The organism is Pseudomonas sp. DC3200b2 (assembly GCF_049895785.1).
In the GTDB taxonomy this organism is placed as follows: Bacteria; Pseudomonadota; Gammaproteobacteria; order Pseudomonadales; family Pseudomonadaceae; genus Aquipseudomonas; species Aquipseudomonas massiliensis.
Genome location: NZ_JAFCTA010000004.1, coordinates 507,365 through 534,363, shown reverse-complemented (window position 1 = coordinate 534,363; position 26,999 = coordinate 507,365). Strand labels below are relative to the sequence as shown.

General features: G+C 65.0%; 23 protein-coding genes and 1 pseudogene. 18 read left to right on the top strand and 6 right to left on the bottom strand.

What is annotated here, in order from left to right:
• Positions 1-47: 47 nt before the first annotated feature.
• The 8 genes from prmA to ACP691_RS15095 all read left to right on the top strand — a co-directional run bounded on the left by prmA (position 48) and on the right by ACP691_RS15095 (position 10,392).
• The gene (prmA, locus tag ACP691_RS15130; protein WP_426150295.1) at positions 48-929 is read left to right on the top strand and encodes a 50S ribosomal protein L11 methyltransferase; all 882 of its coding nucleotides are present in this window, start codon (positions 48-50) and stop codon (positions 927-929) included.
• Between the two features lie 50 nt (positions 930-979).
• Positions 980-2,164 (top strand): DUF3426 domain-containing protein, encoded by a 1,185-nt coding sequence (locus ACP691_RS15125; RefSeq protein WP_426150297.1) that lies wholly within the window; start codon positions 980-982, stop codon positions 2,162-2,164.
• Positions 2,165-2,317: 153 nt separating this feature from the next.
• Positions 2,318-3,331, top strand: coding sequence for a tRNA dihydrouridine synthase DusB (gene dusB, locus ACP691_RS15120; protein ID WP_426150299.1), 1,014 nt, complete (start codon positions 2,318-2,320; stop codon positions 3,329-3,331).
• Positions 3,328-3,648 (top strand): DNA-binding transcriptional regulator Fis, encoded by a 321-nt coding sequence (gene fis / locus ACP691_RS15115; protein ID WP_040259956.1) that lies wholly within the window; start codon positions 3,328-3,330, stop codon positions 3,646-3,648. The genes dusB and fis overlap by 4 nt, the downstream gene beginning before the upstream one ends.
• Positions 3,649-3,721: 73 nt before the next feature.
• Positions 3,722-5,329 carry a bifunctional phosphoribosylaminoimidazolecarboxamide formyltransferase/IMP cyclohydrolase gene (gene purH, locus ACP691_RS15110; RefSeq protein ID WP_426150300.1) on the top strand — a complete coding sequence of 536 codons (1,608 nt, stop codon included), beginning with the start codon at positions 3,722-3,724 and terminating at the stop codon, positions 5,327-5,329.
• A 196-nt stretch (positions 5,330-5,525) separates the two neighbouring features.
• The gene (purD, locus tag ACP691_RS15105; protein ID WP_426150302.1) at positions 5,526-6,815 is read left to right on the top strand and encodes a phosphoribosylamine--glycine ligase; all 1,290 of its coding nucleotides are present in this window, start codon (positions 5,526-5,528) and stop codon (positions 6,813-6,815) included.
• A 123-nt stretch (positions 6,816-6,938) separates the two neighbouring features.
• Positions 6,939-9,719 carry a response regulator gene (locus ACP691_RS15100; RefSeq protein WP_426150304.1) on the top strand — a complete coding sequence of 927 codons (2,781 nt, stop codon included), beginning with the start codon at positions 6,939-6,941 and terminating at the stop codon, positions 9,717-9,719.
• Between the two features lie 76 nt (positions 9,720-9,795).
• Positions 9,796-10,392, top strand: coding sequence for a MarC family protein (locus ACP691_RS15095; RefSeq protein WP_426151093.1), 597 nt, complete (start codon positions 9,796-9,798; stop codon positions 10,390-10,392).
• Here the strand turns inward: ACP691_RS15095 and ACP691_RS15090 are convergent.
• The 6 genes from ACP691_RS15090 to cobG form a co-directional block, all read right to left on the bottom strand.
• On the bottom strand, positions 10,374-11,033 hold the full coding sequence (locus ACP691_RS15090; protein ID WP_426150306.1) for a hypothetical protein: 660 nt from the start codon (positions 11,031-11,033) through the stop codon (positions 10,374-10,376). The two genes, ACP691_RS15095 and ACP691_RS15090, sit on opposite strands and share 19 nt — an antisense overlap.
• Before the next feature lie 54 nt (positions 11,034-11,087).
• Positions 11,088-11,792, bottom strand: coding sequence for a hypothetical protein (locus ACP691_RS15085; RefSeq protein WP_426150308.1), 705 nt, complete (start codon positions 11,790-11,792; stop codon positions 11,088-11,090).
• 78 nt (positions 11,793-11,870) lie between these two features.
• Positions 11,871-13,580 (bottom strand): precorrin-3B C(17)-methyltransferase, encoded by a 1,710-nt coding sequence (gene cobJ / locus ACP691_RS15080; protein ID WP_426150310.1) that lies wholly within the window; start codon positions 13,578-13,580, stop codon positions 11,871-11,873.
• Positions 13,577-14,308 carry a precorrin-2 C(20)-methyltransferase gene (locus tag ACP691_RS15075; protein ID WP_426150311.1) on the bottom strand — a complete coding sequence of 244 codons (732 nt, stop codon included), beginning with the start codon at positions 14,306-14,308 and terminating at the stop codon, positions 13,577-13,579. The genes cobJ and ACP691_RS15075 overlap by 4 nt, the downstream gene beginning before the upstream one ends.
• Positions 14,305-14,931, bottom strand: a complete 627-nt coding sequence (locus tag ACP691_RS15070; RefSeq protein WP_426150313.1) for a precorrin-8X methylmutase — start codon at positions 14,929-14,931, stop codon at positions 14,305-14,307. The genes ACP691_RS15075 and ACP691_RS15070 overlap by 4 nt, the downstream gene beginning before the upstream one ends.
• Complete coding sequence (cobG, locus tag ACP691_RS15065; protein ID WP_426150315.1) at positions 14,924-16,249, bottom strand: precorrin-3B synthase; 1,326 nt, start codon at positions 16,247-16,249, stop codon at positions 14,924-14,926. The genes ACP691_RS15070 and cobG overlap by 8 nt, the downstream gene beginning before the upstream one ends.
• 113 nt (positions 16,250-16,362) lie before the next feature.
• Between cobG and cbiE the strand changes: the two genes are divergently transcribed.
• The 10 genes and pseudogenes from cbiE to urtD all read left to right on the top strand — a co-directional run bounded on the left by cbiE (position 16,363) and on the right by urtD (position 26,969).
• Positions 16,363-17,574 carry a precorrin-6y C5,15-methyltransferase (decarboxylating) subunit CbiE gene (cbiE, locus tag ACP691_RS15060; RefSeq protein ID WP_426150317.1) on the top strand — a complete coding sequence of 404 codons (1,212 nt, stop codon included), beginning with the start codon at positions 16,363-16,365 and terminating at the stop codon, positions 17,572-17,574.
• Entirely contained in the window at positions 17,567-18,667 is a 1,101-nt protein-coding gene (locus ACP691_RS15055; RefSeq protein WP_426150318.1) for a cobalt-precorrin-5B (C(1))-methyltransferase, read from the top strand. The genes cbiE and ACP691_RS15055 overlap by 8 nt, the downstream gene beginning before the upstream one ends.
• On the top strand, positions 18,664-19,401 hold the full coding sequence (locus tag ACP691_RS15050) for a cobalt-precorrin-6A reductase (RefSeq protein ID WP_426150320.1): 738 nt from the start codon (positions 18,664-18,666) through the stop codon (positions 19,399-19,401). Before ACP691_RS15055 ends, ACP691_RS15050 begins: the two co-directional genes overlap by 4 nt.
• A 74-nt stretch (positions 19,402-19,475) precedes the next feature.
• A complete protein-coding gene (locus ACP691_RS15045) occupies positions 19,476-19,958 on the top strand; it encodes a copper chaperone PCu(A)C (protein ID WP_426150322.1) in 483 nt (160 codons plus the stop codon).
• Entirely contained in the window at positions 19,959-20,369 is a 411-nt protein-coding gene (locus tag ACP691_RS15040) for a DUF2946 domain-containing protein (RefSeq protein ID WP_426150324.1), read from the top strand.
• A gap of 114 nt (positions 20,370-20,483) precedes the next feature.
• Entirely contained in the window at positions 20,484-21,848 is a 1,365-nt protein-coding gene (locus ACP691_RS15035) for a PepSY-associated TM helix domain-containing protein (RefSeq protein ID WP_426150326.1), read from the top strand.
• Between the two features lie 289 nt (positions 21,849-22,137).
• The gene (urtA, locus tag ACP691_RS15030; RefSeq protein WP_426150328.1) at positions 22,138-23,403 is read left to right on the top strand and encodes an urea ABC transporter substrate-binding protein; all 1,266 of its coding nucleotides are present in this window, start codon (positions 22,138-22,140) and stop codon (positions 23,401-23,403) included.
• A 62-nt stretch (positions 23,404-23,465) separates the two neighbouring features.
• Positions 23,466-25,027 (top strand): annotated as a pseudogene (gene urtB / locus ACP691_RS15025) (urea ABC transporter permease subunit UrtB).
• The gene (gene urtC, locus ACP691_RS15020) at positions 25,027-26,106 is read left to right on the top strand and encodes an urea ABC transporter permease subunit UrtC (protein WP_426150330.1); all 1,080 of its coding nucleotides are present in this window, start codon (positions 25,027-25,029) and stop codon (positions 26,104-26,106) included. Before urtB ends, urtC begins: the two are co-directional and overlap by 1 nt.
• Positions 26,103-26,969, top strand: coding sequence for an urea ABC transporter ATP-binding protein UrtD (gene urtD, locus ACP691_RS15015; RefSeq protein WP_040259983.1), 867 nt, complete (start codon positions 26,103-26,105; stop codon positions 26,967-26,969). The genes urtC and urtD overlap by 4 nt, the downstream gene beginning before the upstream one ends.
• The last annotated feature ends 30 nt before the right edge of the window (positions 26,970-26,999 follow it).

Below are 26,999 nucleotides of genomic sequence, written 5' to 3'. Positions count from 1 at the left end.
CTTTACCCGCCCGCGCCCTGGCGTGGCACGCCCCAAAGGAACAGAACATGCCCTGGCTTCAAGTTCGCCTGGCCATCGGCCCTGAGCAGGCCGAAACCTATGAAGATGCGCTGCTGGACATCGGCGCCGTTTCGGTCACCTTCATGGACGCCGAGGACCAGCCGATTTTCGAGCCGGACCTGAACACTACACCGCTGTGGGCTCATACCCATCTGCTGGCGCTGTTCGAAGCCGACACCGACCCTGATGCGGTTTTTGCCCACCTGCGCCTGCTGACCAGCGACACCCTGCCCGAGCATCAGGCCGAGGTCATCGAGGACCAGGACTGGGAGCGCAGTTGGATGGACAACTTCCAGCCGATGCGCTTCGGCCAGCGCCTGTGGATAGTGCCCAGTTGGCACGCCGCGCCGGAGGCCGACGCGGTGAATCTGTTGCTTGATCCGGGGCTGGCCTTCGGCACTGGCACCCACCCTACAACGGCGCTGTGCCTGGAGTGGCTCGATGGCCAGGCGCTGACCAACCAGCGAGTACTGGATTTCGGCTGCGGTTCAGGCATCCTGGCCATCGCGGCTCTGTTGCTGGGAGCGGAGTCGGCAGTGGGTACGGATATCGACGTGCAAGCGCTGGAAGCCTCGCGCGATAACGCTGGGCGCAATGGCATTGCTGAAAACCGCCTGGCCTTGTACCTGCCCGAAGCCTTGCCCGAAGAGCCGGCGGACGTACTGGTGGCCAATATTCTCGCCGGCCCGCTGGTCAACCTGGCGCCACGCCTGGCCAGCCTGGTCCGCCCCGGCGGGCTGTTCGCTCTTTCCGGCATCCTGGCCGAGCAAGGCGATGAGGTCGCCGCCGCTTACGCCGGTGCCTTCGAGCTCGACCCTATCGTCGAACGCGATGGCTGGGTCAGGATCAGCGGGCGCCGCCGGGCATAGCCCGCGCCGCCGCCGATGCTTAAGATGGACGCCTGGAACCGGACCCGCGCATGACCCAAAGCTTCGTTACCCAGTGCCCCCATTGCCACACCAGCTTCAAGGTGAGCCACAATCAGCTCAGCGTGGCGCGCGGTGCCGTGCGTTGCGGCGCCTGCAAGCAAGTGTTCAATGCCGCCCGCCAGTTGCTCGAGCAAAGCACTGGACAAGGCGGCGCGCCGTCCATTACGACGCCTTTGAAGGCCCCGACCCTGCCCGATCCGGACGCCTGGCAGCGTGAGCAGGCGCAGTTCGAACAGCTGGACCTGGACCGCGAACTGGCGCGGCTGGAGCGCCGTCCGGCTTCATCGCCGACAACCAACGCGCCGGAGCGAGCGTTCAGCGCGCAGCGGGACAACGGCGACGACTGGCTCGACGAACCCTTTGGCAGCCCCGACGAGCACGATGAGATAGACACGCTCGATGCTGAACACGAAGATCGGCACGAGCCGCGCCTCGGCTCACCGAGCGAGGCCCTGGATGACGATGACGACACGCCGCATGCGCCCTTCTCGCCGCTGCCGTCCCGCGCGCAGAGCCAGGTGAACCCAGGCCGGTTGGCCGCGCTGCGCCAGGCCCCTGTCTCGGGCATGGAAGCGATTCAAGCCGCGCCCCTGGATCAAGAGCCTGCCCGCAGCGAACCCCGCCTGCGCGAGGAGCCTCTGCTCGACCTTCAGGAAGACCCTCTGCGACTGGAATGGGAAAAGCCCCGCGCGTCCTGGGGCCAGCGCCTGATCTGGGGTGGTCTTGCCTTGCTGGCAGCCGTTGCGCTGGTCGCCCAGTACGTGGTGTTCCATTTCGATGAGCTTGCCCGACAGGAAAGCTACCGCCCCTGGTTCGTCAGCCTGTGTCCCGCCCTGGGATGCACCGTACCGTCGCGAGTAGACATCCACCTCATCCGCAGCAGCAACCTGGTGGTGCGCAGCCACCCCACCTTTGCCGGGGCGTTGGTGGTGGATGCGATCATCTATAACCGCGCGCCCTTCAGCCAGCCGTTTCCACTCTTGGAGCTGCGCTTCGCGGATATCAACAACAAGCTGATCGCCAGTCGGCGCTTCAAGCCGTCGGAATACCTCAACGGAGACCTGGCGGGGCAAAGCGAAATGCCGCCACAGATCCCGATCCACATCGCTCTCGATATTCTCGACCCGGGCAAGCGCGCCGTGAACTACAGTTTGTCCTTTCATTCACCGGAGTGAAACCGGTTATCCGATCGCTCCGCTCGAAGCCTGGAGCTGTTCAGATTTTATCCAGTTTGACCTTTATCCGGTCATCCAGAGCGAGTATCATGCGATCCCTTTTTCGAACTCCAGGCTTCGTACGAATCCGGCCTCATCACGGGTAACCCACCTATGTCGGCGGTACGCATCGGCCCCTATACACTCAGCAACGGCTTGGTTCTCGCGCCCATGGCGGGCGTGACCGACCAACCCTTTCGCCAGCTTTGCCGGCGCCTGGGCGCGGGGCTCGTGGTTTCCGAGATGGTCACCGCGGACATGTCCTTGTGGAACAGTCGCAAGTCACGCTTGCGGCGCATCCATGACGGCGACCCCGAGCCGCGCTCGGTACAGATCGCCGGTGGCGATGCCCAGATGCTGGCCGCCGCGGCGAAGGCCAACGTGGAGGCAGGGGCCCAGATCATCGATATCAACATGGGTTGTCCGGCGAAAAAGGTATGCAACAAGGCGGCTGGTTCCGCTCTGTTGCGCGACGAGAAGCTGGTGGCGGAAATCCTGCAGGCCGTGGTGGCCGCGGTGGATGTACCGGTCACCCTGAAGATACGCACCGGTTGGGACCGTGAGAACCGCAACGGCCTGGCTGTGGCCAGGATCGCCGAGGGCTCGGGTATCAGCGCCCTGGCGGTTCACGGCCGGACCCGGGCAGACCTGTACACCGGCGAGGCCGAGTACGACACTATCGCTGCCATCAAGCAGGCGGTGTCGATTCCGGTTTTCGCCAACGGTGACATCACCTCCCCTGGCAAAGCGCTTCAGGTGCTTGGCCATACCGGCGCCGACGGCCTGCTGATCGGCCGCGCCGCCCAGGGGCGGCCGTGGATCTTCCGGGAGATCGAGCACTATCTGCGCACCGGCGAGCTTCTGCCGGCGCCAGAGCTGGAGGAAGTGGAACGAATCCTGCTGGAACATCTGGCCGCCCTGCATGCGTTCTATGGCGATGTGATGGGCGTTCGGATCGCCCGCAAGCATGTGGGCTGGTACCTGGCGACACTGCCGGGCGCCCGGGAATTCCGCGGCAGCTTCAATTGTTTGGAAGATACGGCAGCGCAGTGCGCCAAGATTCGCGAGTTCTTCCGCGAACGCTACGAGAGCCTTGTCACAAAGGACGGAGAAGGGGTGGCCGCATGACGATGATGACCGAGACATTAGTGAGTGGAACAACGCCCGTGAGCGACAACGCCAACCTCAAGCAGCACCTGAACGCCCCTTCCGAAGAGGGCCAGACACTACGCGGGAGTGTCGAGAAGGCGCTGCATAATTACTTCGCCCACCTCGAAGGCGCCTCTGTCACGGACGTGTACAACCTGGTGCTGTCCGAAGTCGAGGCCCCGCTGCTGGAAACCGTCATGAACTACGTCAAGGGCAACCAGACCAAGGCCAGCGAGATGCTGGGGCTGAACCGGGGCACCCTGCGCAAGAAGCTCAAGCAGTACGATCTGCTCTGAGGCCACCGAAATTCCGAAAAGGCGACTGCTTGCAGCTCGCCTTTTTTGCTCACCGCTCTGAATGGAAACCGAAATGACCGACCAGACCACCCGCCTGCCGATCCGCCGTGCCCTGATCAGCGTGTCCGACAAGACCGGCATCCTGGAGTTTGCCCGTGACCTGGAAGCCCTGGGCGTGGAAATCCTTTCCACCGGCGGCACCTTCAAGCTGCTGCGTGACAACGGCGTGGCCGCTGTCGAGGTAGCTGACTACACCGGCTTCCCGGAAATGATGGACGGCCGGGTAAAGACCCTGCACCCGAAGATCCACGGCGGGATCCTGGGGCGCCGTGGTGTGGACGACGCCGTCATGGCCGAGCATGACATTCGCGCCATCGACCTGGTGGCGGTCAATCTGTATCCCTTCGAAGCGACCGTTGCCAAGCCCGGCTGCGACCTGGCGACGGCCATCGAGAACATCGACATCGGCGGCCCGACCATGGTTCGTTCCGCCGCCAAGAACCACAAGCATGTGGCCATTGTGGTCAACGCCAGCGATTACGCCTCGGTCATCGATGGCCTCAAGGCGGGTGGCCTGACCTACGCCCAGCGCTTCGATCTGATGCTCAAGGCCTTCGAGCACACCGCGGCTTATGACGGCATGATCGCCAACTATTTCGGCGGTATCGATCAAACCGCCGAGACCTTGTCCACCGAGGCCCGCGACAGCTTCCCACGCACCTTCAACAGTCAGTTCATCAAGGCCCAGGGCATGCGCTACGGCGAGAACCCGCACCAGAGCGCGGCTTTCTACGTCGAAGCCAAGCCCGCCGAGGCCAGCATCGCCACCGCTGTGCAGTTGCAGGGCAAGGAACTGTCCTACAACAACGTGGCCGACACCGACGCCGCCCTGGAGTGCGTCAAGAGCTTCACCAAGCCGGCGTGCGTGATCGTCAAGCATGCCAACCCCTGTGGCGTGGCGGTCTGCCCGGATGCCGAAGGCGGCATTCGCCAGGCCTACGAGCTGGCGTACGCTACTGACAGCGAGTCGGCGTTCGGCGGCATCATCGCCTTCAACCGCGAGCTCGATGGCGAAACCGCCAAGGCCATCGTCGAGCGTCAGTTCGTCGAGGTCATCATTGCGCCAAGCGTGAGCGCCGAAGCCCGTGCCGTGGTGGCCGCCAAGGCGAACGTGCGTCTGCTGGCCTGCGGCCAATGGCCGGCCGAGCGCGCCGCTGCCTGGGACTTCAAGCGCGTCAACGGCGGCCTGCTGGTGCAGAGCCGCGACAACGGCATGATCGGCGCCGACGATCTGAAGATCGTCACCCGCCGCGCCCCTACCGAGCAGGAAGTGCATGACCTGATCTTCGCCTGGAAAGTGGCCAAGTTCGTGAAATCCAATGCCATCGTCTATGCGCGCAATCGCCAGACCGTTGGCGTTGGCGCTGGCCAGATGAGCCGGGTGAATTCGGCTCGTATCGCCGCCATCAAGGCCGAGCATGCCGGGTTGGCGGTGGAAGGGGCCGTCATGGCGTCCGACGCCTTCTTCCCCTTCCGGGACGGTATCGACAATGCCGCCAAGGCGGGGATTCGGGCCGTCATCCAACCTGGTGGCTCAATGCGTGATGCCGAGGTGATCGCGGCCGCTGATGAAGCGGGGATTGCGATGGTGTTCACTGGCATGCGCCATTTCCGCCACTAAACGGCCGCGCTGCCGCGGGCATTTGCGGCGTTGGCGCACTGTTGCGAGATGCTCGTTGCCATCAGGCACTGCGCGTTCGCGACAGCCCGCCGCCTTGCATCTGCCCACGGCATCGCGCCCTTCACGGAGTCGCCTGTAGGCGCGGGCAGGGCCCGCAAGCCTGAAAGGCACCGACGTTCGAATTCGAGGTTTTGACATGAAGGTTTTGATCATCGGCAGCGGCGGGCGCGAGCATGCCCTGGCCTGGAAAGTAGCCCAGGACCCACGCGTGCAAAAGGTATTCGTGGCGCCTGGCAATGCCGGTACCGCGACCGAGGCCAAATGCGAGAACGTCGCCATCGACGTATTGGACCTCGAGCGACTGGCGGACTTCGCCGCGCAGAACGTGCAACTGACCATCGTCGGCCCGGAAGCCCCTCTGGTCGCCGGCGTGGTGGACCTGTTCCGCGAGCGCGGCCTGGACTGTTTCGGGCCTACCGCGGGCGCGGCCCAGCTGGAAGGCTCCAAGGCGTTCACCAAGGACTTCCTCGCCCGCCACGCCATACCCACCGCCGCCTACCAGAACTTCACCGAGATCGAGCCGGCCCTGGCCTACCTGCAAAAGCAAGGCGCGCCCATCGTGATCAAGGCCGACGGCCTGGCCGCGGGTAAAGGCGTGATCGTGGCCATGACCCTGGGAGAAGCCGAAGCCGCCGTGCGTGACATGCTCGCCGGCAATGCCTTCGGCAACGCCGGGTCGCGGGTGGTGATCGAAGAATTCCTCGAGGGCGAGGAAGCCAGCTTCATCGTGATGGTGGACGGCCAGAACGTGCTGCCGATGGCCACCAGCCAGGACCACAAGCGGGTAGGCGATGGCGATAGCGGCCCGAACACGGGCGGCATGGGCGCATATTCGCCTGCGCCCGTGGTCACCGACGAGGTGCACCAGCGAGTGATGGAGCAGGTGATCTGGCCAACGGTACGGGGCATGGCCGCCGAGGGTAACACCTATACGGGCTTCCTCTACGCGGGGCTGATGATCGACGGCCAGGGCAACCCCAAGGTGATCGAGTTCAATTGCCGCTTCGGCGACCCTGAAACCCAGCCGGTCATGCTGCGCTTGCAGTCCAGCCTGGTGCTGCTGGTGGAGGCCGCCCTGGCCAAGGCACTGAACAAGATCGAAGCCCAGTGGGATCCGCGGCCTAGCCTGGGCGTCGTGCTCGCGGCGGGCGGCTACCCGGGCGACTATGCCAAGGGTGATGTAATCCAGGGCCTTGACGCGGCGGCTGCGCTTCCTGGCAAGGTGTTCCACGCCGGTACCGCGCTGGTCGACGGCCAGGTCATCACGGCTGGCGGCCGGGTGCTCTGCGCCACCGCTTTGGGCGAATCCGTGGGAGCAGCGCAGCGCCAGGCCTACGAACTGGCTGCGAAAATCGACTGGAAAGGCGGCTTCTACCGCCATGACATCGGCTATCGCGCCATTGCCCGCGAGCGCGCAGAAGGCTGACCGATAGCGCCGCCCCTTGCGCGCGAGCGCCGGGGGCAGGCGCGCTATCCGACACCCCGCCAACCTGTCCGGCGCTGGGGCGGTTATACTCAGTCCATGCTTATCCAGGACAGGGACTTCCCCGTGCACCGGCTCAGGACTGCCTTACTCATTATCGTCGGGCTGCTGTTCGTTTGCCTGCGGCCTGCGTTTGCCGACCAGGGCAGTGGCTGGTCGGTACTGGTCGACGACCAGGCCGGCCTGCAGGTCAGCGACGTTCGCTCCGAGCGTTACCAAAGCCAGTTCGCGCCCGTCGAGCTGCACGAGCTCAATGCCGCCCCCGCGCACAGTGCCCTCTGGCTGCATTACAAGCTGATGCCTTCAGCCCATGAACAGGTTATCCGCCTGTTCGCGCCGGACTTGTCCAAGTTCGACCTCTTCGTTTTCACCGACGACCAGCAACTTCTGCACACCCGTACCGGCTACGACGGTCCAGGCAGCGTGCCGCCGCCACGCAGCGGTGACCTGCTGGTGCCCATACCGCTGAGCCAGGCTCCGGTGGACCTTTACCTACGCCTGGTTTCCGAGCATCAGGTCCGCCCTGGCGTAAGCCTGGAGCCCGCCATCCAGGTAGCCTCCAGGCAGGGGCAGACGCTGCTGTTCGGCTTGCTGCTTGGCTGCATGATCATGCTCATCCTGCACAATTTCGCTCGTTATGCACTGAGCCATTCGGCCAGTAGCCTATGGCTGGGCGCCTGCCAGGCCATGATCCTGGCGAGCGCGATGATTCTGGTGAATCTGGGCAGCCCCTGGCCTATTCCATGGAGCCCGGCGCGCACGCCTGCCGCCTATTTCGCCATGCTCCTGGGCGCGGAATTCGCCCTGGTGTATACGCTGCGCTTTTTCGCGGCCAGGCCCTCCCCTCGCCTGCAACGCATGGTGATCGGCCTGATCGGTTTGATTGCGCTATGCGGCCTGCTGCTGCTGTTCGTCGACACCCTGCCCTTGAATCTGGTCGCCTACGCCGCCGTGGCGGTAACCTGCCTGTGCATGCTGCTGGTGTCAGCCAGCCACTGGTACCGAGGCTACGCGCCCGCCCGGCTGTTCACCCTGGCCATGTCGCTGTGCAGCTTCGGTTTCCTGGTGGTGCTTCCGGCACTGCTGGTGCTTACCCGAACCCCGGTCCAGTGGCTGATCTTCGGCATGCTGGGGTGCGCGGTCTGCGGGGGAGCCATTCTCAACCTGGCACTGACCACGCGCCTGCGCCGCATCAGCGAAGACCGCTACAGCGCAAGCCGCGACCTGGCTGCCAGCACCGCGGAAACCAATGCCAAGGCCGAATTCCTGGCCAAGCTCAGCCATGAAATCCGCACCCCGATGAACGGCGTGCTCGGCATGACGGAGCTGCTGCTGGGCACTCCTTTGTCGGTCAAGCAGCGCGACTATGTCCAGACCATCCATAGCGCTGGCAACGAGCTGCTGACCCTGATCAACGAGATCCTCGACATTTCCAAGATCGAATCCGGGCAGATCGAGCTCGATGATGTGCAGTTCGATCTCAACGCATTGATCGAGGAATGCCTGAACATCTATCGGGCCCGAGCCGAACAGCAGAACGTGGAGCTGATCAGCTTCACCCAGCCGCAGGTGCCCAGGGTCATCAGCGGCGACCCGATGCGCTTGCGCCAGGCGTTGCTGGCCATGCTGGACAACGCCCTGAAGAAAGCGGCCGGCGGCGAGGTATTGCTTGCCGCCGCCCTGGACCAACGCAGCGGCCCGCCCCGCCTGCGCATCGCCGTGCAGGACAGCGGCGAAGCCTTGCCAGCGCCGGAACGCGATGTCTTGCTGCATAGCGAGTTGCGCAGCCAGGATTTGCTGACGACCAACAAACCAGCCAGCGGTCACCTGGGACTGCTGATCGCCCGGCAGTTGATCACCCTGATGGGCGGTGAGTTTGGCATCAAGAGTGGGGCCGAACAGGGCAATACCTTCTGGCTGACCGTACCGCTGGACCCGCAACGCATGGAGCAGAACATCCAGGACCTGGACAGCAGCCTCAGGGACGCTCGCGTGCTGGTGGTCGACGACAACGATACCTGTCGCAAGGTGCTGGTACAGCAGTGCAGCGCCTGGGGCCTGAACGTGAGCGCCGCCTCTTCTGGCAAGGAAGCCCTGGCGCTGCTCAGGACCAAGGCTCACCTGCGCGACTATTTCGACGTCGTCCTGCTGGACCAGAACATGCCGGGCATGACCGGCATGCAGCTTGCCGCCAAGATCAAGGAAGACCCAAGCCTGAACCACGACATCCTGATCATCATGCTCACCGGTATCAGCAATGCCCCCAGCAAGGTGATCGCCCGCAACGCCGGGATCAAGCGCATCCTGGCCAAGCCTGTGGCCGGTTATGCGCTACGCACGACCCTGGCCGATGAACTGGCTCACCGCGCCCAGGCTGAAGCCAGGCCACCCTTGCTACCAGGTGCCCAGGCTATCTGGGAGCCGCCCGCCGTGCCTGCTGATTTCCGCATACTGGTGGCCGAAGACAACAGTATTTCCACCAAGGTGATCCGTGGCATGCTGGGCAAGCTCAACCTGCACCCGGATACGGCCAGCAATGGCGAAGAAGCCTTGCGGGCCATGAAGGCGCAGCGCTACGACCTGGTGCTGATGGACTGTGAAATGCCGATCCTCGATGGCTTCACCGCTACCCAGCAGCTGCGGGCCTGGGAACTCGGCGCTCGCCGCCGACGCACCCCGGTGGTGGCCCTGACCGCTCACATCCTGAGCGAGCACAAGGAGCGCGCGCGCATGGCCGGCATGGACGGGCACATGGCCAAGCCGATCGAAATGTCCCAGTTGCGTGAACTGATCGACCACTGGGTGGCCCAGCGCGACAGCAATCGCAGCGAAGTCGAGCCTAGCTGATTCCACGAGCCAGGCCATGCCGCGGCCTGGCCCGCGCTGGTAGACTTCGCCGAAGCCGCCAGCGAGGTCCGTCATGTTGCATCAGTTGTTCAGCGTCTACCTGAAAATGCTTGTGCTCTACAGCCCGTTCTTTGTGCTGTCCTGCTTCATCGGTCTTTCCCGAGGCTACTCACTCAAGGAGCGCAAACGGCTGGCCTGGCGTGTTGCCCTGGGCGTGCTGGTAGCCAGTCTGTTGCTGTACCTGTTCGGTCGGGTGATTTTCTCGGTGTTCGGGATCACCGCCGACGCGTTTCGCATCGGCGCCGGCAGTGTCCTGTTCATCTCCGCCCTGGGCATGGCTCAAGGCAAATCGGCGGTGCAGACCGACAATGTGCAGCAAGATGTCACCATCGTACCCTTGACCATTCCTCTGACCGTTGGCCCCGGTACCATCGGCGCGCTTCTGGTAATGGGCGTGAGCCAGCCCCATTGGGACGACAAGCTGCTCGCCATTGTCGGCATTGCGCTGGCGTCACTTACTGTAGGTATCGTCCTTTATCTCTCCAACCGGATCGAAGCCTTGCTCGGTGACCAGGGCCTGCAGATCGTCAGCCGCCTGATGGGGCTATTCGTCTGCGCCCTGGCTGCCCAGATCATCTTCACGGGCGTACGCGGCTACCTCTTGCCCGGCTGATCCACCAGCAGGCGCATGTAGCGCTCATCCTCCCACGGCTTGGCGAAGCGCGCCTCGATCTTCGGCAGCCAGGCAGTCTCGAACGCGCGGATACCGAAACGCACCACACCGAGCCGGCAACTGATCAAGGGTGGCGGCGCCTCTCGCGTGAAACACCCCGGGCTGGCGTCACGCATGTCGAGCTCTTCGTGGTAGAGCAGCATGTCCAGCACCGGGGTACCGTTGTCCAATCGCGCACGCGCGCACGGCATGATCTGGAACATCCCGTGATGATGGCGGCGGGCGTAGCGTTCGAAGAGCAACAACCCAGGCCGGTTTTGCAATAAAGCCTCAATGCCCATGGCGGCCACCTGCCGAAACCGCGGGCCATTGAGGGCCAGGGCTTCCACGGCAGTATCGAACAGTCGCTGGCGGCTGCGCGAAGGGGTATAGGGCTGCGGCGGCCGCGCATCCCAGCCCAGCCAGCGTAATTGCCGGCAGAAATGGTCGAACCAGTCGCCGGCGGGATTACCCGGGTAAGCATCCCAGGCCGCCTGCTGGGCGAAGCGCAAGGCATGAATCACCGACATCCGCTCGCGTTCGCTGATGTCCGTACCGAAGGACAATAGGCCTGGGCCAAGCACCGCCGAATCACTGAGCATGATCGACCTCCTGTCATCGATGGGCCAGGGTCGGCCGCGACCCTGGCCGGCGTCCTAGGCCTTGAGCAGATCCAGATAGGTCTTTATGTTTTCCTCGGCGCGATGTCCAAGGGCCTGGGCGACCCCTTCGCGGCTTCGAGCGAACATGGCAGGCGCCATGGTCAACACCATGGACGCCTGATGCAGCCGGGCCTTATCGCTGCTCCAGTCCAACAGCAGCATGTCATGGTCATGGTGTTCGGTGGCGGCATCCACCACGCCCATGGCCAGGATGATCTCGCCCTCCGGGTCCCTGGCACAGGAGGCTACACCCATGATCGCGCCGGTGTCCGTGCGTGAGCTGTTCTTGTAAAGCTCGATCGCGTCGCCCTGGCGAGGCAGCCTGTCGAGAGTTTCACCCGCCAGCGCGCTCAACACAGCGCCTACTTGGGTACTGGCCACGGCATGCCTGACGGCGGTTTCCAGCACGCTGAGCAAGACATTATGGAGCTTGACCGTTTGTGAGCTTTCGTTACATGCGCCGTAGCGGGCGGTCAGTGTCAACCAGCCAGTGTCGGCCATCACTGACAAGAGTCGGTTGAACCAGGCCTCGGCCTGGGTCTTCTTGTCGAAGCTTTTATTGGCCACCAGCGTTGCCAACTGAAAGGTATTGCGGACATCTTCTCGCTCTTGAGCCGCGAGCCCCTTGCCGAAGCCGAGCAAGTTGCTGCCCATGACCACAGCCTGTTGCAGGCTGATGTCCTTGGTATCGATCTTCATGATCCCTGTCCTTTTGGTATGCCGCTGGCTCCGTCATGGAGCCAGCGAGGCGTACCCTAAGGCCGGGTAGCCGTCAAGTCAGGCCAGAACCGCTTCCGTCCCAGGCGCCCGCGGGTACCAGCGGGGTGTGTAAACCCAGGGTTCCCCGCCTTCCCGAGCGATCGTGCGAGTCGTCGACGACCCCACTAGCACCATGGTGCGCATGTCGACCATCTCCGGGGTAAGCTCGCCCAAGGTCACCACGCGCAGCCGCTCCGCTGGGCGGGCGATGTCGCGCCCCAGTACCACCGGTGTATCCGGCCCGCGGTGTCGCCGTACGATATCCAGGGCCTGGCCCAGCTGCCAAGGCCGTGAGCGGGATATAGGGTTATAGAAGGCCATGGCCAGGTCGGCCTGGCCGGCCAGGTCCAGGCGGGCCTCGATGGTCGACCATGGCTTGAGGTTGTCGGAGAGCGATATCACGCAGAAGTCATGGCCCAGCGGCGCCCCAGCCCGTGCCGCGGCAGCCAGGGAAGCGGAAACGCCCGGCAGGATGGCCAGGTCTACCCCATGCCAGGCGGGGTCGTCGCTGCCATCAAGCGCTTCGAACACCGCTGACGCCATGGCAAACACGCCAGGGTCCCCAGAAGACACCACCACCACATCACGCCCCTGGCTGGCCAGCTCGAAGGCATGCCGGGCGCGCTGGAGCTCTTCTCGATTGTCAGTGCAGTGCAGCACCTGTTCCGGGCGGAAAGGCCCGGCCATGTTGACGTAGGTTTCATAGCCCAATACATCCTGGGCGCGCGTGAGCTCGGCTTGCACCGCCGGTACCATCAGGGCGCGAGCGCCCGGACCAAGCCCCACCACCGCAAGCCGCCCGCGACGCAGCCCCAGCTCATCGGCCCGCAGTGGGCTGTCACTGACCGCCAGGCTGATACCGTCTCGTTGCAGGTGATCAGCCTCAGGCAAGGCCTGCAACAGCGCGGCCTGGGGATCGTCCAGCTCGCAGAAGCGCAACTGAACACCCAGGGCCGCGGCCGCGGCCGCGAATGCAGGCGAGGCCATCGCCCGCCGCGGCGCCAGCAGCACCGCAAGGGCGGCTGGCGCCAGCGCGGCGGCGGCCAGGGCCTCCAGCACCCGGGCGGGCAAGTCTTCGCCAGCCGCGCCCACCGCTACCGCCACGCTGCGTGGATGGATCAGCAGCTCTCCTTCAGCCTTCGCCTGGTGGGGGCTTACCCGTACCGCCAGGTCGGCATCAACGGCCAGCGGCAGGTTGGCCTCGGCCAGCCAGGGCGCGGCGCCCTCGATGCGCAGGGAACGGCCAGCCAGCATGTCGGCCACGAAGTGCTTGCCCTGCTCCAGGTCCGCCAATACATAGCCTTCGGGAGGGCTGAGCAGGCAGGTGCCGAACCGCAATTCCCCACTGGTGGTGATGGCTGGTGCTACCTCCAGGGCCAGGCCGATGGTCCGGGCCATCCCGTTGACTCCGCCGAGGCCGCCCAGCAATGGCACCACCGCGCTGCCGTCCTCGGCCACTGCCAGTACGGCCGGTTCCAGGCCTTTTTCCTCCAAAACCGGAGCCAGGCCACGAATGATGATGCCCGCCGCGCACAATGCGATGATCGGATGCCCTTCCTGATACAGGCCTCGCAGGGTGTCACCGAAGCCGTGGTAGGTATGGTCCGCGCCATCGGCCCTGCCGGCCAGGCCCCAGACCTGGGCATCGGGAAGACAGTGCTGGATTCGCCTGGCCGTTGGCAGGGCCGAAGCGCCGAGCACCAGGATCACCGGATACACCGGACTCATCCCTGCCACCGTTGGCCCGGGACCACGATCAGGGAAAAATAGGGCGATGACATGGGGTCTACCTCGGCCAGGGGCACGATCTTCTGGTTGGCCATGGTGGCTCGCTCCACATAGAGGGCACGTTCACCCAGGCCCAGATCGCACAGTACCTGGCGAACCTTGGGCAGGTTGCGCCCCAGTTTCATGATCACAGCTGCCTCGGCGTCAGCCAGGCGGCGCTTGAGTTCTTCGGCCGGCAGCACGCCGGACAGCACGGAAAGACTCTGGTTGCGGTACACCAGAGGCGCGCCAAGCACGGCGGCCCCACCGAGCATGGAACACACGCCCGGAACCACTTCCGTCGGGTAGCGTTGCGCCAGACGGTCATGTAGGTACATGTATGACCCGTAGAACATGGGGTCGCCTTCGCAGATGACCGCCACATCCCGGCCCGCTTCCAGATGGGCCGCCACCTCCATGCTGGCCTGGTCGTAGAAGTCGGCGATCACCTGCTCATAGGACAAGGGCGCCGGCAGGGCTTCGGTCGTGACCGGATAGACCAGGGGCAGCAGCGTCTGGGCCGGCTGCAAGTGGGCCTCGATGATACCGAAGGCATTGCCTTTCTTGCCCTTGGCCACGAAATAGGCCACTACTGGCGCTTCTCGCAACAGGCGCAGAGCCTTCACGGTGATCAGCTCAGGGTCCCCTGGGCCCACGCCCAGGCCGAACAGGCGTCCGGCGGCCATCATTCCACCTCCGTGGCAAGGGCATTGACCGCGGCCGCCGCCATGGCGCTACCGCCCCGACGGCCATTGACGACCACGAAGGGCACTCCACGGCTATCGGCCGCCAGCATGGCCTTGGATTCGGCCGCCCCCACGAAACCTACCGGGAAGCCAAGGATCAAGGCCGGCCGCGGTGCGCCGGCATCGAGCATCTCCAACAGGTAGAACAATGCGGTGGGCGCATTGCCGATCACCACCACGCTGCCCTCCAGGTACGGTCGCCACAACTCCAGGGCGACCGCCGAGCGCGTGTTGCCCTGGCGCTGGGCCAGGCCTGGCACTCGTTCGTCCTTGAGAGTGCAGATCACCGCGTTGTTCGCGGGCAAGCGTGCCCGGGTCACACCCTCGGCGACCATGTGAGCATCGCACAGGATAGGCGCCCCGGCAGCCAAGGCACGGCGACCAGCCGTGCCCGCCCCGGGCGAGAATTGCAGGTCTTGCACCACGTCCACCATGCCACAGGCATGAATCACTCGCACCGCCAGCTTTTCCAGGTCCGGCGGAACCTGGCTCAGGTCCGCCTCGGCGCGAATGGTCGCGAACGACTGGCGGTAGATCGCCTGGCCATCGCGTATGTAGTCAATCATCGAATGCGCTCCGTGGGCAGGCGGCCAACTGAGCCGCTGCCTCGTGCAAAGTAAGGTCGCGCCCGGCGACTCGGCCGAAGCCTGACGCCATGGGTTCGCGGAAAAAGAGATCGTAGTGTCCAGGCCGTACCGCCAGCAGGGTGACGGGTGCGACGCTGGCCTGTGCGCAGGACCGGCCGCAGCCGCTCAGGTGTACTGACAGCGGCCGGCCCAGCGCAGCGGCCAAGGCCAGGGCATCGGCCTTGGTGTCGGCCAGGCCCCTGGCGCAGCCGACCGAGCCGGTGCACGCCACCAGGCTGGCCAGGGGCTCGCCAGGATCGGCCAGCAGGCCAAGCTCGCGTGCCTTGGCCTGGACCGCTGTAGCGCGGGCCTGGGCGACTCCAGGTATCAATAGCCCTTGCCAGGGCGTAAGTCGAAGCTCGCCGATGCCTTCGGCCTGAGCAAGGCGCGCCAGGCCCAGCAACCTGACGGCGGTGAGACGCCCCAGCGGCGGAGCGACCCCGACCGCCACGCGATCGGGTTGCTGTTGAGCATGCAGCCCCAGTGGCAAGGGTCGTGACCGCGCCGTCACCGGAACGAGGCCCTCCCGCCGCAGGGGAACATCCAGCCCCTCGAGCAAGGCGGAAACCGGGACGGTTTGCAGCAACTCTCGCATGCGCCCCGGAGCTGGCCCAGCCAGCGCAAGAAAGCGATCCAGCACGCCCAACACCAGGGCCGCCGCATGCTCGACCGGCACAGCGGCCACCGGGCAAGTGCCAGCAATCGCATTGGCCAGGCCCAGCCCCATGTACAGGCGGCCCTCGAACCAGAGAGGTGACAACCAGACGTCATGGGCATGGCGCAGCTCGGCGAGCCTCTCCCCTGCGTCCACCTGCATGGCGAACTTCGGGGAAAGTTGGTGATAGCGCGGCTGCTGTTCCAGCGCCTCGAGCAAGGCCTTCGCCAAAGGCCGGGGATCCAGGGCCGCGTTTGGGTCAAGCCCCGCCATGGGGCTTAGCATCAGGTTGCGCACATCGTCGGCTGCCGGGGCCGCCGGCCCAAGCCCTGCCGCCATGAGGCTGGCGACCAGCGGGCCTTCGGCCGCGGGGGCGATACCGCGCAATTGCAGGTTGGCGCGGTTGGTCAGTTCCACCATGCCACTGCCATGGCGCATGGCGGCCTCGGCCACCTGGGTGGCAGCCGCGGCGCTCAGTGCTCCGCCGGCAAGCTTCACGCGGCACAGGCCGCCATCACGGGCAGCGACTATACGCAGCAACCCCGGGCAGGCCGAGGCGCGTGGCAAGGAAGCAGGCGGTGTGGCCGGCAATGGCTCGTTCAAAAGATCACCCGGCAATCGTCAAAAGGCACTTCTGAGCAGAAGTGCGCGGTATTATGCCTGCTTTGACCGAGGGCATGAAAATCCTGCCCGTCGGATGATCGTGAGGAACCTTCATGTTGCCCTGGCTGACCATCGTCGGTATCGGCGAAGACGGCTACCCGGGCCTGGGCAAACAGGCGCGGCGCGCACTACTGGATACCGGGCTGATCATAGGCGCGCCGCGTCAACTTGCACTGCTGCCGCCCTGCCTGAGCGCCAAACGCCTGCTCTGGCCTCGCCCTTTCAGCCTGGCCCCGGTACTGGAGCGGCGCGGCCAGCCCCTGTGTGTACTCGCCAGCGGCGACCCCATGTTCCACGGCGTCGGCGCCAGCCTGGCCCGGCAGCTTCCGGCCGGCGAGTTCCGGGTTCTGCCGGCGCCATCCTCGGTCACCCTGGCCGCGGCGCGCCTGGGATGGGCCTTGGCGGAAACGGAGGTGCTGTCGCTGGTCGCGCGTCCCCTGGCCTTGCTCAATGGCTACCTTTGCCACGGCCAGCGCCTGCTTGTACTGAGCAACGACGGTCACACCCCGAGGCTGCTGGCGGCCCATTTGGTGGCCGCCGGCTTTGGCCCTAGCCAGATGCATGTACTGGAACACCTTGGCGGCCCCAGCGAACATCATGAACAGGCCAGGGCCGACGCCTGGCCGAACCATGTGGCGGCCGATCTGAACCTGATCGGCCTTGACCTGCGGGCGGCCCCAGGCGCCTCAGGCCTGGCCTCGGCGCCCGGCTTGCCGGACGACGCCTTCGCTCACGATGGCCAGTTGACCAAGCGTGACGTGCGCGCCCTGACCCTGGGCCGCCTGGCGCCTCGGCCGGGCCAGTTGCTTTGGGATGTAGGCGCGGGCTGCGGCTCCATCGGCATCGAGTGGATGCGGGCGCATCCGCGCTGCCAGGCCATTGCCATCGAAGCCGACAGCCGCCGCCAAGGGTTGATCGAGCGCAACCGCGATACCTTGGGCGTCCCTGGTCTACGCCTCGTGCCCGGCCGGGCGCCAGATGCGCTGCAAGGGTTGCCTGAGCCAGACGCGGTCTTCATCGGCGGCGGTGTCACCGTCGAAGGCGTATTGGAACGCTGCTGGGCGGCGCTCAAACCAGGCGGCAGACTGGTCGCCAATGCCGTGACCCTGGAAAGCGAAATGGCCCTGTTCAATTGGCAAGCGCAACATGGCGGCGAGCTGCTTCGCGTCCAGATCGCCCATGCGCGCCCACTGGGCAACTTCCAGACCTGGCGGCAGGCATTGCCCATCACCCTGCTCGACGCGATCAAGCCCGGCCATGCGTGAAGAAACCGCGGAACAGCCCAGGCCGCTACGCAGCGGCCTGACCACCGGCACCTGCGCCACCGCCACCACTCTGGCGGCCGCCACCCTGTTGCTCACCGGGGCCAGCCATGACGCGGTGTCGGTCACCCTCCCGAAGGGGCGCGTGGTCAGCCTGCGCCTGGAGTACTGCCGCCGAAGCGGCGACGGCGCTGGCGAGGCAGGTACCCTCAAGGACGCCGGAGATGATCCGGATGTTACCCATGGCGCCCTGGTCCATGCCCGGGTGCGCCTGATCGACACCCCTGGCGTTGTCTTCATGGCCGGGGAAGGCGTGGGGACCGTGACCCGCCCGGGCCTGGCGCTGGCAGTGGGCGAGCCGGCGATCAACCCGGTGCCCCGACAGATGATGGCCGAGCATCTGGCTAGCCTGGCGGCCAACGAGGGCTACGCAGGCGGCTTCGAGGTGACCATTGGCGTAAGGGACGGCGGGATCCTTGCCCTCAAGACCATGAACCCCCGGCTTGGCATCCTTGGCGGGCTCTCTATCCTGGGCACGAGCGGCATCGTTCGGCCTTTCTCCTGCGCGGCCTATATCGCCTCGATTCATCAGGGCATCGACGTGGCCTACACCAATGGCTATACCCACATCGCGGCCTGCACCGGCAATGCCAGCGAGGACACCATCCGCCGTCTCTACGGCCTGCCGGACATCGCCTTGATCGAGATGGGGGATTTCGCCGGCGCAGTGCTCAAGCATCTGCGCAAGGTGCCCATGGCGCGGCTGAGCCTGTGCGGCGGCTTCGGCAAGATAAGCAAGCTTGCCGCCGGGCACATGGACCTGCACAGCCGCCATTCGTCCATCGACTTGCCACAGTTGGCCCGGTGGGCGGCAGAGCATGGCGCCACGCCGGCGTTGCAGGCGGCCATGCGCAACGCCAACACCAGCCAGCAGGCGCTGGCACTGGCCCATGCCGACGGCGTGCCGCTGGGCGACGTGGTCTGTAGCCATGCCCAGGCCTTCGCCGGGCGCACGGTGCCAGCGGAGCTGTCGGTGGAGGTCATCGCCATCGACCGCCAGGGGGGCGTAGTCGGCCGCGCCGGGGGGTGCTGGTGATGCGAGTGCTTCTGCTCGGCGGAGTCAGCGAAAGCCTGCGTATCGCTCGACGGCTGGGGCCTGAGCATCTGTATAGCCTGGCCGGCCTGGGGCGGGTACCCACGGACCTGTCCTGCTCGGTCAAGGTAGGTGGGTACGGCGGCGTCGAAGGCCTGGCCGGCTTCTTGCGTGAGCAGGCCATCACCCTGGTAGTGGACGCCACCCATCCCTATGCGGCGCGGATGAGCCGCAACGCGGTCGCGGCCTGCGCGGCTACCGGGGTACCCTGCTGGGCCCTGCGCCGGCCCGGTTGGCTGCCGCAACCTGGCGACCGTTGGCGCGCGGTCAGAGACTGGAGCGAACTGATCGCGGCCCTCGACGGCTTCACTCGCCCCTTCTTTACGCTGGGTAGAGAGCCCTTGGAGCATCTTGACGAGATCCCGTCTGATCAATATTGGACCCTACGCTGCCTGGACCCCCACCCGGGCAACGAGCGTTGCCGGGTAATCGGCGCCAGAGGGCCTTTTGCCTTGGAGGATGAACGCGCGCTTTTCCAGGCAGAGGGGTTCGATGTACTCGTGAGCAAGAACAGCGGCGGCGGCGCCACCGAGCCCAAGCTACAGGTCGCCCGTGAGCTTGGCCTTCCCGTGCTGATGCTCGCCAGGCCGGAACTACCGAAGGCAGACCGTGAGTTCGATACCACCGCCACCTTGCTGGCTGCACTGGCTGAACAGGGAGCGCTCGCCGCCCTTTGACGCCTGGCTTTTGTAGATCCATCGCGGTTCTGGCTAAATACCGCTTCTGTTTCTCTTTTCACGGACCTGACCCCATGCCCTCGCTCTGGCGCGCACTGCTTCCCCTTTGTGGCCTGGTCTTCTCCTTCCTTGCCCCCTTCTCGCAGGCTGATGACTATCAAGTCGTCGCGCTGCGGGTCGCGACGCCCTGGTCCCAGGCGCTGCCTCCCAATGCCCCGACGGTAGCCGTCTATTTCACAGTGCGTAACCAGGGTGTGGCGGACGACCGCCTGCTGGGTGTGGAGACACCAATCGCCGCCGAGGCGCAAATGCACCAGCATGTAGGGGCTGATGGCATGATGAAAATGGAGCGAGTGGACAGCGTCATCGTTCCTGCCGGCGGCCAGGCCCGCTTCGCGCCCATGGGTAACCATGTGATGCTGCTCGGCCTGCAAGATCGGTCCAGCCTGGTAGAGGGCGGCAGCTTCCCGCTCACTCTCCGCTTCCAGCACGCCGGTGACCTGCAGGTTCAAGTACAGGTGCTGGCCATGCCTCCCAGCGATAACGGCTCGCGCTAGGTGCGCCTGCGCAGGCAACGGTCGCACGGCGCGGGGCTGTGGGTCAGCCTGTTCGCCGTGCTGATGATCTTCATCGGCCCCCTGGTGCCCCAGGCCATGCCCATGAATCATCCAGCCAGGATGCCAGGCCACGACATGGCTGAGCATTCCGGCATGACCGTGGCCGAAGACCATTGTCAGGTATCCGCCAGCTCCAGCACGGACACCCAGCTCCACGGCTTATGGGAACGCTGCGGCTATTGCAGCCTGTTCTGCCATTGCCCTGCCCTACCCCAGACCCTTGGCTTCAGCACCCATACCGTGCCGGCCGGGACGCTGCGGCTGTTGGTCCAGGTGCGCCAGGGGCATGGCCTGCGCCCCGTTTTCCCCGGCGCCCGTACTCGCGCGCCACCCGCCGTTCCACTTGCTTGACCTTCAACATGTGCATCCGCCCATTCGCGGCGCCAGGTGAACGCGGGCTCCTGCCCACGGTTCCGGCAGCCGATACGGGCCGCACGGCTGATCGCTTATCTCGTGGAGTTCGTCATGCGTGTTTCTTTCTATAACCTGGCCTGGCGCTGGCATTTCTATGCCGGCCTGCTGGTAGCCCCGGTAATGATCATTCTGGCCGTCACTGGCATCATCTATCTGTTCAAGCCACAACTGGACCCCCTGCTTTACCCGCAACTGATGCGCGTGCAGGCCCAGGCTCAGCCCTTGCCGGCCGACGCCTTGCTGGCCCAGGTTCGGGATGCCTATCCGCATGCCAGCATCGATCAATACCTGCCCCCGGCCACGGTCGACAGCAGCGCTCAGTTCATCCTCGCCCAGGACGGCCGCAGCCTGAGCCTGTTCCTCGACCCCTACAGCGGCGCGTTGCTGGGCACCCAGGATGCCTTCTACAACCTGCAGGCCATGGCCCGTGCTCTGCACGGGGAGCTGCTGATCGGCAAGGTGGGCGACGCCATCGTGGAGCTGGCGGCGGGATGGGGCGTGGTGCTGGTCATCTCCGGGCTTTACCTCTGGTGGCCGCGGGGCAAAGGCACAGGTGGTGTGCTCTGGCCCCGCCTGGCCAGCCGTGGGCGTCTGTTCTGGCGCGACCTGCATGCCGTGGTCGGCTTCTGGGGCTCGCTGGGCCTGCTGTTCATGTTGCTGACCGGCATGACTTGGACGGGTATCTGGGGCAAGCAGTACGCCGAGCTGTGGAACCGCTTTCCGACCGGCATGTTCAGCGAGGTGCCATTGTCGGATGTGAAAGCGCGCAGCCTGAACCAGGCTGAGCGGCAGACCGTTCCGTGGGCGGTGGAAACCATGCCCATGCCAATGAGTGGTGGCGCTCACGCCGAGCACATGGGCCATGGGGCGCCAGCCAGCGGGCCGGCGGCGCCACAGGTGAGCCTGCAGACAGTGGTGGACACGGCCGAGCGGGCCGGCGTGCATCCTGGCTATAGCGTGACCTTTCCAAAAACCGATACCGGTGTCTATACCGTAGCGGTGTTCGCCGATGACCCGCGTAACGATGCCACCCTGCACATTGACCAGTACACCGGCCGCGTCCTGGCGGACGTGCGCTACGCCCAGTATGGCCCCGCCGCCCGGGCCACCGAGCTCTCGGTGATGCTGCACGAAGGCAAGATGTTCGGCCTGGCCAATCAGCTGGTGGTGCTGCTGATCTGCGTGATGGTGCTGCTAGGGTCGGTCAGCGGCCTGGTGATCTGGTGGAAACGTCGGCCCGCCAGAGGGCTAGGCGTGCCCCCCCTGCGTCATGATCTTCCGCTGTGGAAAACCGCCGTGGCGGTCATGGCCGTGATTGGCGTGCTGTTCCCTCTGGTCGGCGCCTCGCTGCTCCTGGTCGCGGTACTGGAATATGCCGTGCTGCGTTGGTGGCGCAAACCTATCGCGGCGGCTTGAACCAGGCGCTGTAGGACCTTGCGCGAAACAGCCCCAGTTGGCGGACGGATCGGCCTGTTCGCCAACGGGCTCGCATTCTCCAGACGTTCTTTGCGTTCGGCACTACAAAGGCGCACAGCGTCGCACCATGCCCAGCCCTGGGCCCCACCCTGGCGCACTCGCCGCGCTCAGCGAACTGTCAACCTTCACATCCCTGGGCCGTTGCGCCTGTCAGGCACACGCCTTGCAAAGACCCGTTCAGGAGCACGCCACGCCTAAAACCAAAAGACCAGAGCACTGGAGATAGCACATGAAGCGCCGCAGTTTGCTAAAGGCTTTTACCCTCTCGGCTTCCGTAGCCGCGATGGGCTTGACCTGGACTGTCCAGGCCGCGGAAACCATCAAGGTCGGCATTCTGCATTCGCTGTCGGGGACCATGGCGATTTCCGAAACCTCGCTCAAAGACATGGCCTTGATGACCATCGATGAGATCAACAAGGCCGGCGGGGTGAACGGCAAGCAGCTTGAGCCGGTGGTAGTGGATCCGGCGTCCAACTGGCCGCTGTTCGCCGAGAAGGGTCGGCAACTGCTTACCCAGGACAAGGTAGCGGTGGTCTTCGGCTGCTGGACCTCGGTATCGCGCAAATCGGTGCTGCCGGTGTTCGAAGAGCTCAATGGCCTGCTGTTCTATCCCGTCCAGTACGAGGGCGAAGAGATGAGCCCCAACGTGTTCTACACCGGGGCGGCGCCCAACCAGCAAGCGATTCCCGCCGTGGAATACCTGATGAGCGAAGACGGGGGCGCGGCCAAGCGCTTCTTCCTGCTGGGCACGGACTACGTCTATCCGCGCACCACCAACAAGATCCTGCGGGCCTTCCTGCATTCCAAGGGCGTCGCCGACAAGGACATCGAGGAGGTGTACACCCCCTTTGGTCATAGCGACTATCAAACCATCGTGGCCAATATCAAGAAGTTCGCCGCTGGCGGCAAGACGGCGGTGATTTCCACGGTCAATGGCGACTCCAATGTTCCCTTCTACAAAGAGTTGGCCAACCAGGGGCTGGAAGCCACGGAGGTCCCCGTGGTGGCCTTCTCCGTGGGCGAAGAGGAACTGCGCGGCATCGATACCAAGCCGCTGGTAGGCAACCTTGCCGCCTGGAACTATTTCGAATCCGTCGAGAACGATGTGAACAAGAAGTTCGTGGCCGACTGGAAAGCCTATGCCAAGGCCCACAACCTGCCCAACGCCGGTACCGTGGTCACCAACGATCCCATGGAAGCCACCTACGTCGGCATCCACATGTGGGCGCAGGCAGCGGAAAAAGCCAAGTCCACGGATGTAGACAAGGTTCGCGAAGCCATGGCCGGGCAAACCTTCAAGGCGCCGTCCGGCTTTACCCTGACCATGGACAAGACCAACCACCACCTGCACAAGCCCGTGATGATCGGCGAGATCCAGGACAATGGTCAGTTCAACGTGGTGTGGCAGACCAAGGAACCCATTCGCGCCCAGCCTTGGAGCCCCTACATCCCGGGCAACGACAAGAAGCCGGACCACCCCGTCAAGAGCAACTGATCCACAGCCCAAGGCGTCACGGCCCTGCCTCCCGCAGACGCCGTGGCGCAAGGAAAAGCCTGATGCGTATCTACCCCGTGCTGTTGCTGCTCGCCACGCTGCTGCCGTTGCCCGCCCTGGCCAGCGATGCGGGCGATTTCGTTGGCGCCGACACTTCAGGCCAGGCCAGGCTGCTGGAAACCTGGGCCGCGCAACCCGTGCCCGGGCGCTTGCCGCTGTTGCAGGCGCTGCAGGATGGCCGCCTGGCCGCCGATAGCGATAAGCACCCCTTCATTGACAATCAGGGAGCGCTGGAAGGTATGGACACCCCGACCCCGAGCGACCCGCCCCGCAAGCTGCGTTTGAACAACCGTCTGCGTGGGCTGCTGAACAATGCCCTGGCCAGCCACCAGCTATTGTCCGCCGATGACAATCAGCGCCTGGCCGCAGCCCAGCAACTGCAGCGCAGCGCATTGCCTGCCCAGCTGGGCGCGCTGCGGCACCAATACGAAAGCGAGCCCTCCGCACCCGTGAAGGCGGCCCTCGGCCTGGCGCTGGCGAACCTGCAGCTGACCGACCCGGATGCTCAGGTTCGGCTGCAAGCCGTACGGCTGCTGGGTGACAGTGGCGACCCCGCTGCCCGGGGCCGCTTGCAAGGCCTGCTGGAGCCTGGCGCAGAAGCCGACCCCGGCGTACGTACCGCTGCTCAAACCGGCCTGGTACAGGTGGAGCGGCAATTACGGATCGGCGAACTGCTGGGTCAGGCGTTCAGCGGCCTGTCCCTGGGCTCGATCCTGCTCCTGGCCGCCCTCGGCCTGGCAATCACCTTCGGCCTGCTGGGCGTGATCAACATGGCCCATGGCGAAATGCTGATGCTCGGCGCCTATACCACCTATGGCGTGCAGACGCTGTTCCAACATCACGCCCCGGCCGCCCTGGCCTGGTATCCCTTGCTGGCCCTGCCGGTGGCCTTCCTGGTCACCGCCGCCATCGGCATGGCTCTGGAACGCACCGTGATTCGCCACCTCTATGGTCGGCCGCTGGAAACCCTGCTGGCGACCTGGGGCATCAGCCTGATCCTCATCCAACTGATTCGCGTGCTGTTCGGCGCGCAGAACGTCGAGGTGGCCAACCCCGGGTGGCTCTCCGGAGGGGTTCAGGTACTGCCCAACCTGGTATTGCCTTACAACCGTCTGGTCATCATCGGCTTCTCGCTGTTCGTGGTGGGCCTGACCTGGCTACTGCTGAACAAGACTCGCCTTGGCCTGAACGTACGCGCCGTGACCCAGAACCGGGCCATGGCCGCCTGCTGCGGCGTACCGACCGGCCGGGTGGACATGCTCGCCTTCGGCCTGGGCTCCGGCATCGCCGGTCTGGGCGGCGTCGCCCTGAGCCAGATTGGCAATGTCGGGCCCGACCTGGGCCAGAGCTACATCATCGATTCGTTCCTGGTGGTGGTGCTTGGCGGGGTCGGACAACTGGCCGGGAGCATTTGCGCGGCCTTCGGCCTGGGCATCGCCAACAGGTGCTGGAACCCCAGATCGGCGCAGTGTTGGGCAAGATTCTCATCCTGGCGCTGATCATCCTGTTTATCCAGAAACGCCCACAAGGGCTATTCGCACTCAAGGGCCGGGTGATCGACTGATGAACCAACCTCTGATGCTCGCCGTGGCCCGCAAGGCCGGGCCACGCGTGTCCTGGGCCGTCGGCGTCTCGCTGCTGCTGGTATTGCTGGCGCTGCCACTAATGTCTTTGCTGCCGGAGGACCACCCGCTGCAGGTATCGGCCTATACCTTGACCCTGGTGGGCAAGATCCTGTGCTATGCCATAGTCGCCCTTGCCCTGGACCTGGTCTGGGGCTATGCAGGGCTGCTTTCCCTGGGGCATGGGCTGTTCTTTGCCTTGGGCGGCTACGCCATGGGCATGTACCTGATGCGCCAAGCCGCCGGCGATGGCCTGCCGGCCTTCATGACATTCCTTTCCTGGAGCGAGTTGCCCTGGTATTGGGCAGGCACCGAGCACTTCCTCTGGGCCTTGTGCCTGGTGGTGCTGGCGCCCGGCTTGCTGGCCCTAGTGTTCGGCTTCTTCGCGTTCCGCTCGCGGATCAAGGGTGTGTATTTCTCCATCATGACCCAGGCCCTGACGTTCGCCGGCATGCTTCTGTTCTTCCGCAACGAAACCGGCTTCGGCGGCAACAACGGCTTTACCAACTTCCGCACCTTGCTGGGTTTCTCCATTACCAGCCAGGGCACTCGGGCAGTGCTGTTCCTGCTGACCGTGGCGCTGCTGCTGGCCAGCCTATGGCTGGGCTGGCGCCTGGCACGCAGCAAGTTCGGTCGGGTGCTTACCGCGCTGAGGGACGCGGAGAACCGCCTGATGTTCTGCGGTTACGACCCACGCGGTTTCAAGCTGTTCGTCTGGGTATTGAGCGCGGTGCTGTGCGGCCTGGCCGGCGCCCTCTACGTGCCTCAGGTAGGCATCATCAACCCGAGCGAGATGTCACCCACCAACTCCATCGAGGCGGCGGTATGGGTAGCCCTGGGCGGGCGCGGCAGCCTGATCGGCCCGCTGCTGGGCGCAGGCCTGGTCAACGGCATGAAGAGCTGGTTCACCGTGGCCTTTCCTGAATACTGGCTGTTCTTCCTGGGGGCCCTGTTCATCCTTGTCACCCTTTACCTGCCCAAGGGCGTGATCGGCCTGCTCAGAAAGCGAGATGACGCATGAGAACCCTTCCCACCCCAGCCTTCATGCTTGAGCCTGCCCTGGACCCGCACCCCAACCGTGATGCCGGCACCAGCCGCGACGCCCTGGGTCTGGGGGCTGCGGCGGCTACCGGGCTGGATACCCGGCACGGCACCATCCTCACCCTGGAAGACATCAGCGTCAGCTTCGATGGCTTCAAGGCGCTCAATAGCCTGAACCTGTACATTGGGGTCGGCGAGCTACGTTGCATCATCGGCCCCAACGGAGCGGGCAAGACCACCTTGATGGATGTGATCACGGGCAAGACCCGCCCCACGGCGGGGCGGGCCTGGTTCGGAGAAACCCTGGACCTGACCCGCCTGAGCGAAGTACAGATCGCCCAAGCCGGCATAGGTCGCAAGTTCCAGAAGCCGACCGTGTTCGAAGCCTTGACCGTATTCGAGAACCTGGAGCTGGCGCAGAAAACCCATAAGTCCGTCTGGGCAAGCCTGCGCGCGCGGCTGAGCGGCGAGCAACGCGACCAGATCGAACATACGCTGCAGATGATCCGCCTGACCGCCTCGGTCAACCGGCCCGCCGGATTGCTGTCCCATGGGCAGAAGCAGTTCCTGGAAATCGGCATGCTGCTGATGCAGGACCCGCAACTGCTGTTGCTCGACGAACCGGTGGCGGGCATGACCGATGCCGAAACCGAATTCACCGCCGAACTGTTCAAGGGCTTGGCCGGCCAACGTTCCCTGATGGTGGTCGAGCATGACATGGGCTTCGTGGGCAGCATCGCTGACCAGGTCACCGTGCTTCACCAGGGCAGCGTACTGGCCGAGGGTACCTTGGAAGAGGTGCAGGCTGATGAGCGCGTGATCGAGGTGTACCTGGGGCGTTGAGCGCGCCAGTCAACTGCCGGTTCATCCATA

Coding starts and splice junctions, on each gene's coding strand:
- prmA (WP_426150295.1), top strand. CDS start 48: ATGCCCTGGCTTCAAGTTCGCCTGGCCATCGGCCCTGAGCAGGCCGAA.
- ACP691_RS15125 (WP_426150297.1), top strand. CDS start 980: ATGACCCAAAGCTTCGTTACCCAGTGCCCCCATTGCCACACCAGCTTC.
- dusB (WP_426150299.1), top strand. CDS start 2,318: ATGTCGGCGGTACGCATCGGCCCCTATACACTCAGCAACGGCTTGGTT.
- fis (WP_040259956.1), top strand. CDS start 3,328: ATGACGATGATGACCGAGACATTAGTGAGTGGAACAACGCCCGTGAGC.
- purH (WP_426150300.1), top strand. CDS start 3,722: ATGACCGACCAGACCACCCGCCTGCCGATCCGCCGTGCCCTGATCAGC.
- purD (WP_426150302.1), top strand. CDS start 5,526: ATGAAGGTTTTGATCATCGGCAGCGGCGGGCGCGAGCATGCCCTGGCC.
- ACP691_RS15090 (WP_426150306.1), bottom strand. CDS start 11,033: ATGCTCAGTGATTCGGCGGTGCTTGGCCCAGGCCTATTGTCCTTCGGT.
- ACP691_RS15085 (WP_426150308.1), bottom strand. CDS start 11,792: ATGAAGATCGATACCAAGGACATCAGCCTGCAACAGGCTGTGGTCATG.
- cobJ (WP_426150310.1), bottom strand. CDS start 13,580: ATGAGTCCGGTGTATCCGGTGATCCTGGTGCTCGGCGCTTCGGCCCTG.
- ACP691_RS15075 (WP_426150311.1), bottom strand. CDS start 14,308: ATGATGGCCGCCGGACGCCTGTTCGGCCTGGGCGTGGGCCCAGGGGAC.
- ACP691_RS15070 (WP_426150313.1), bottom strand. CDS start 14,931: ATGATTGACTACATACGCGATGGCCAGGCGATCTACCGCCAGTCGTTC.
- cbiE (WP_426150317.1), top strand. CDS start 16,363: ATGTTGCCCTGGCTGACCATCGTCGGTATCGGCGAAGACGGCTACCCG.
- ACP691_RS15055 (WP_426150318.1), top strand. CDS start 17,567: ATGCGTGAAGAAACCGCGGAACAGCCCAGGCCGCTACGCAGCGGCCTG.
- ACP691_RS15045 (WP_426150322.1), top strand. CDS start 19,476: ATGCCCTCGCTCTGGCGCGCACTGCTTCCCCTTTGTGGCCTGGTCTTC.
- ACP691_RS15035 (WP_426150326.1), top strand. CDS start 20,484: ATGCGTGTTTCTTTCTATAACCTGGCCTGGCGCTGGCATTTCTATGCC.
- urtA (WP_426150328.1), top strand. CDS start 22,138: ATGAAGCGCCGCAGTTTGCTAAAGGCTTTTACCCTCTCGGCTTCCGTA.
- urtC (WP_426150330.1), top strand. CDS start 25,027: ATGAACCAACCTCTGATGCTCGCCGTGGCCCGCAAGGCCGGGCCACGC.
- urtD (WP_040259983.1), top strand. CDS start 26,103: ATGAGAACCCTTCCCACCCCAGCCTTCATGCTTGAGCCTGCCCTGGAC.